Origin of the sequence: Flavobacterium sp. (assembly GCF_043720215.1) — a bacterium.
GTDB lineage: Bacteria > Bacteroidota > Bacteroidia > Flavobacteriales > Flavobacteriaceae > Flavobacterium.
The window spans coordinates 1-4336 of sequence record NZ_JAYSSZ010000111.1 but is presented as its reverse complement, the minus strand read 5'-3'; the positions used below and the strand labels follow the sequence as shown (position 1 = coordinate 4336).

Here is a 4336-nt window from a genome sequence, read left to right as displayed (position 1 = left end):
TGACAAAATCAACCTTGTAAATCAAAAAACTCTCATCGGAACAATTTTCTAGAAAAGCAACAAAATCATTTTCAAAAACTAATTTAGGGTTTTTGATTTCTTTTAGTATTTGGTCGTAGGTTTCGAGAATATATTTTTGCTTCATATATAAAGTTAGGAGAATATGTATCGATTGATTTAGGATAAATCTTTACAGAAATACTAATTTTAAATTTTTTTTAAATTGAGAATTTTGTCAAACTTTTTTTTTTGATTTCTTAAAGTGTAAATTTTTTATACAGTATTTATAAATCTAAAAGTTAAGTTTATTCTTGGTTTTGTTATTAGTTTAGTTGGTGGAAGTCGGTGAAACCAATTCGTTTGTGTTGTGCCTTTCATTACTAATAAACTTCCGTGTTCTAAAATTAGCGAAACGGTTTCTTTAGTTTCTTTGTGCTTGAAAGCAAATTTACGTTCAGCTCCAAAACTTAATGAACCGATTGCTCCATTTTTCTTTAAATCTTTTTCCGCATCACTGTGCCAAGCCATTCCTTCATCACCATTATGGTATAAATTGAGCAAACAGGAATTGAATTTTTCGCCTGTTTTTTCTTCTACAATACTTTTCAATTCTAATAATTCTTTTGTCCAAGGCAATGCTCGTTTGGTAGTCTTAGAATAAGTGTATTCAAAGTTAGCATCACCATACCAAGCAACTTTTCGTTTGGTAATTATGATTTTCCCATAGATAATCGCTTGATCGTTTTTCCAATCAATAGTATTCATTAAACTATCAAAATATTGATTTGCATCTTTGTTAGACAAAAGTTTTCCGTAATAATTTACTGTACCATCGTTTGGCAATATGTTTTTTAAGCTGTCTATTTCGTTGTTAAATAAATCCATTTTTTATATTCTGTTTTCATACAATGTCCGCAAGGTCGAAATCCGTTATCAGTAGCTTCGTTTTCTGATAAAAAGAAAACTCTATTTTCTCGTTTCAATCGTTTACCAGATTTACATTGTAAAGTTCCATATATTTTTAAATTTCTATTTCCACCAAAACAAATTTCTTTTAGTTTGATTGTACTTCTTAAATCGCTATCGGTTATATCAATGTGTTGTATCATTTTTAACTCAATGCATCGTGAAAAATTATTCCTAATGTGTGTCGTTCTCCACTATGAATTTCACTTACACCGTGTTTCATATTTACCCGATAATATCCTTTGCTCCCTTTTATTGGACGAAAATTGGTTGTAAAAATTAGCATATCGCCTTTCCTTGGTTTTAATACTGTAGCTTTTGATTGTGCTCTCGGTGTTTGTTGGGTTAAAACAAATTCGCCACCTGTAAAATCTTCATCAGGTTCATTTAGAAATAAAACGGTTTGAATTGGGAAATACACATCGCCATACAAATCTTGATGTAATGTGTTGTGTCCGCTTTTGCCATATTTCAAAATTAAAACTGTTGCTTTTGTTTGATTATTGTCGTTGCATTGTTTTAAAAGTTGTTGATGTGTTTGTGGAAATATTGTAGGGATATTTAGCACTTTCATCCAAACATTTGCAATTGGAACCAATTTTGGATAAACGCTTTCTCTAATATTTTGAATAAGATTTGGCAACGGATAATTAAAATATTTGTATTCTCCCAAACCAAAACGGTAGCGTTCCATCACTACCGTTTTTCTATAAGAATTTGGGTTATTATATTCAATTATCAATTCTGTGCATTGCTCGCTAGAAATAAGTTTTGGAATTATAGCATATCCTTTTTCGTGCATTTCTTCGGTTACAATTTGCCAATTGATGTCTAAAATTCTATTCATTTATATTTTAATTTTAGGAAAACCACCATCAACAAATACTTCTGATCCGTGCATAAATGAAGCATCATCAGAAGCAAGAAAAGTTACCACTTTGGCAACTTCCGAAGGTTGTGCAAAACGTCCTAGTGGAATTTGAGGAAATACAGAACCAGCAAATTTTTCAATTTGTTCTTGAGTTAGATTTGATCTCTCAAAATAATTTGTATTTATTGGACCTGGACTAACTGCATTTATTCTGATTTTCTTTGAAGCTAATTCGGCTGCAAAAGTTTTCACAAAAGATTGAACCGCTGATTTGGCTGCTGAATAAACAGCAGAATTTGGCATACCAATTTCAGTTACGATAGATGTGTTTAAAATTATAGAACTACCTTCTCTCATTAATGGTAAAATTTGTTGAACCGTAAATAATGTACCTTTTACAATTACATTAAATTGTTCATCAAAATGTTCTTCATTAATAGTTTCAATTGATGCGTATTTTCCAAAACCTGCATTGACATACAAAACATCAATTTGTGGAGTTAGAGTTCTTACTTTACTATTGAGTTCCAGTAAATCTGACATTTTTCCTGCATCGGACACAATCCCTTTGGCATTATGACCTAATTCTTCTACTGTTTCATCAATAGTGTTTTGAAAACGACCCGTGATAATTACTGTTGCTCCGTTTTCGATAAAATCAAGTGCAGTTGCTTTACCAATTCCGCTTGTTGCTCCTGTAATTAAGGCTACTTTGTTTTTTAATTTTTGCATTTTATTTGTTTTAAATTATAATGCAAATATTCATATAGTTGAGTTGCCATAAAACCCGAAACTTGCTAAATAAATACTGGATGTGTTTTTGTGCCTTCCCAGCCAATAATAGCTGTTTTTCTTGTATTGCCCCACATATAACCACCAAATACTCCAGTGGATTGAATTACACGATGGCAAGGAATTAAAAATGCAACAGGATTACTACCAATGGCTGTTCCTACTGCTCTTGAAGCGTTTGGATTTTCAATTTTATTGGCTACAGTTCCATAGGTTGTCAATTGTCCCATCGGGATTTTCAACAATGTTTGCCAAACTTTTAATTGAAAATCTGTTCCTTTTAAATGCAGTTTTATTTGGTTTAATTTTGTCCAATCGTGGGTAAAAATATTGAGCGCATTTTGTTGAATTAAGTCAACCATTTGTCTAAAATTCGCCTTTGGAAAATGATTTTGCATTGTTGAAAATGCAATAATTTCATCATCAGCGAATGACATATAACAAATTCCTTTTTCTGTAGATGCTACTAAAATATTTCCGAATGGGCATTCTGCAAAACTATAATTTATGGCTAAATCTTTACCGCCATTTTTATATTCGGCAGGCGTCATTCCTTCAATATTTATGAACAAATCGTGCAAACGTCCTGTTCCTGAAAGTCCAGTTTCGTATGCTGTTTCAAAAAGTGTAGCTTGATTTTCTTTTAACAATGTTTTTGCATATTCTACGGTTATATATTGTAAAAATTTCTTCGGACTTGTGCCTGCCCATTCGCTAAAAATTCTTTGAAAATGAAACGGACTTAAATTGACTTTTTGTGCAACCTCATCAAGATTGGGTTGCTCTTTAAAGTTAAATTTGATATAATCAATTGCTTCTGCAATTCGGTTATAATTAATATTTTGTTGTACCGTCATTTTGTTTCAATTTTATACAGCAAAGGTTGAAATAAATTTAGTTTTATAAAATCCGAAACTTGCTAATTTTCTAAATCATTTTTTTACTTTTTCATTCCATTTAATGCAAACAAAAAAATAATATTGGAGCTTCATTTACCACCACTTTAAATTTCAATCATTTTTGTACTCATTGATATACCTTTTCCGCCAGCCATAATTTTTGTATTTTTTTCATTTTCTATTGATAAATTGACGATAATTAAACTTTTAGAAGGTATATTCATAAACCAACCTTGCTGGATTAAGAACTGGTCTTTTTTAATTTTAAGTACATCATACAAATATCCAGCAAGCGGACCTGCTGCCATTCCTGTAGCTGCTTCTTCTTTAATTCCATATCTTGGTGCAAACATTCTTGTATTGACATCTCTTGCTGTATCATCTGTTTTTAAACAAAATACATAAAAACCAATTAAATCAAGGTTTTCACTTATTTCAGTAATTAAATCAAAATCAGGAACAATATTTTTCAAAATATCTTCATTTGCCACTGGAATTATTGCAAAAGAGTTTCCTGTATTAACAATTAGAATAGGTGCATTTGCTAAAACCTCATTTTCTGTTAATCCTAAAGCGATTAGTATTTTTTCTTTTTGTTCATTAACATCAACATAAGTTGGTGGTTTTTGTTCCATAAATGCTAAATCGCCTTGCAGTAGAATTTCTCTTTTTCCGTCAATTGTTTCTTTGGAAGTTTTAGTATTTTTAATTAGTCACTCCTTAAAAAGAGCTGTTTTTAATTTCCACAAAAATAAGAATATTATTATCAGGATAGAAGTTGAACAATTTATTAAGCCAAAAAATAATT

The 4336-nt window shown here is 30.7% G+C and carries 6 protein-coding genes; all 6 read right to left on the bottom strand.

Annotated features, from left to right (window positions below; all coding sequences use genetic code 11):
• Positions 1 to 273: 273 nt before the first annotated feature.
• A complete protein-coding gene (locus tag ACHZC3_RS05340) occupies positions 274 to 885 on the bottom strand; it encodes an alpha-ketoglutarate-dependent dioxygenase AlkB family protein (RefSeq protein ID WP_394758845.1) in 612 nt (203 codons plus the stop codon).
• Positions 861 to 1109: an Ada metal-binding domain-containing protein gene (locus ACHZC3_RS05335; protein WP_394758844.1), complete on the bottom strand. Its 249-nt coding sequence runs from the start codon at positions 1107 to 1109 to the stop codon at positions 861 to 863. The genes ACHZC3_RS05340 and ACHZC3_RS05335 overlap by 25 nt, the downstream gene beginning before the upstream one ends.
• 2 nt (positions 1110 to 1111) lie before the next feature.
• Positions 1112 to 1813: a 2OG-Fe(II) oxygenase gene (locus ACHZC3_RS05330; protein WP_394758843.1), complete on the bottom strand. Its 702-nt coding sequence runs from the start codon at positions 1811 to 1813 to the stop codon at positions 1112 to 1114.
• On the bottom strand, positions 1814 to 2569 hold the full coding sequence (locus ACHZC3_RS05325) for an SDR family oxidoreductase (RefSeq protein ID WP_394758842.1): 756 nt from the start codon (positions 2567 to 2569) through the stop codon (positions 1814 to 1816).
• Positions 2570 to 2634: 65 nt separating this feature from the next.
• A complete protein-coding gene (locus ACHZC3_RS05320; protein WP_394758841.1) occupies positions 2635 to 3486 on the bottom strand; it encodes a bifunctional helix-turn-helix domain-containing protein/methylated-DNA--[protein]-cysteine S-methyltransferase in 852 nt (283 codons plus the stop codon).
• Between the two features lie 146 nt (positions 3487 to 3632).
• Positions 3633 to 4163: a PhzF family phenazine biosynthesis protein gene (locus tag ACHZC3_RS05315; protein ID WP_394758840.1), complete on the bottom strand. Its 531-nt coding sequence runs from the start codon at positions 4161 to 4163 to the stop codon at positions 3633 to 3635.
• Positions 4164 to 4336 lie beyond the last annotated feature (173 nt).

Bases quoted from the DNA above. Each gene is read 5' to 3' on its own strand.
- ACHZC3_RS05340 (WP_394758845.1), bottom strand. From the start codon at position 885: ATGGATTTATTTAACAACGAAATAGACAGCTTAAAAAACATATTGCCA.
- ACHZC3_RS05335 (WP_394758844.1), bottom strand. From the start codon at position 1,109: ATGATACAACACATTGATATAACCGATAGCGATTTAAGAAGTACAATC.
- ACHZC3_RS05330 (WP_394758843.1), bottom strand. From the start codon at position 1,813: ATGAATAGAATTTTAGACATCAATTGGCAAATTGTAACCGAAGAAATG.
- ACHZC3_RS05325 (WP_394758842.1), bottom strand. From the start codon at position 2,569: ATGCAAAAATTAAAAAACAAAGTAGCCTTAATTACAGGAGCAACAAGC.
- ACHZC3_RS05320 (WP_394758841.1), bottom strand. From the start codon at position 3,486: ATGACGGTACAACAAAATATTAATTATAACCGAATTGCAGAAGCAATT.
- ACHZC3_RS05315 (WP_394758840.1), bottom strand. From the start codon at position 4,163: ATGGAACAAAAACCACCAACTTATGTTGATGTTAATGAACAAAAAGAA.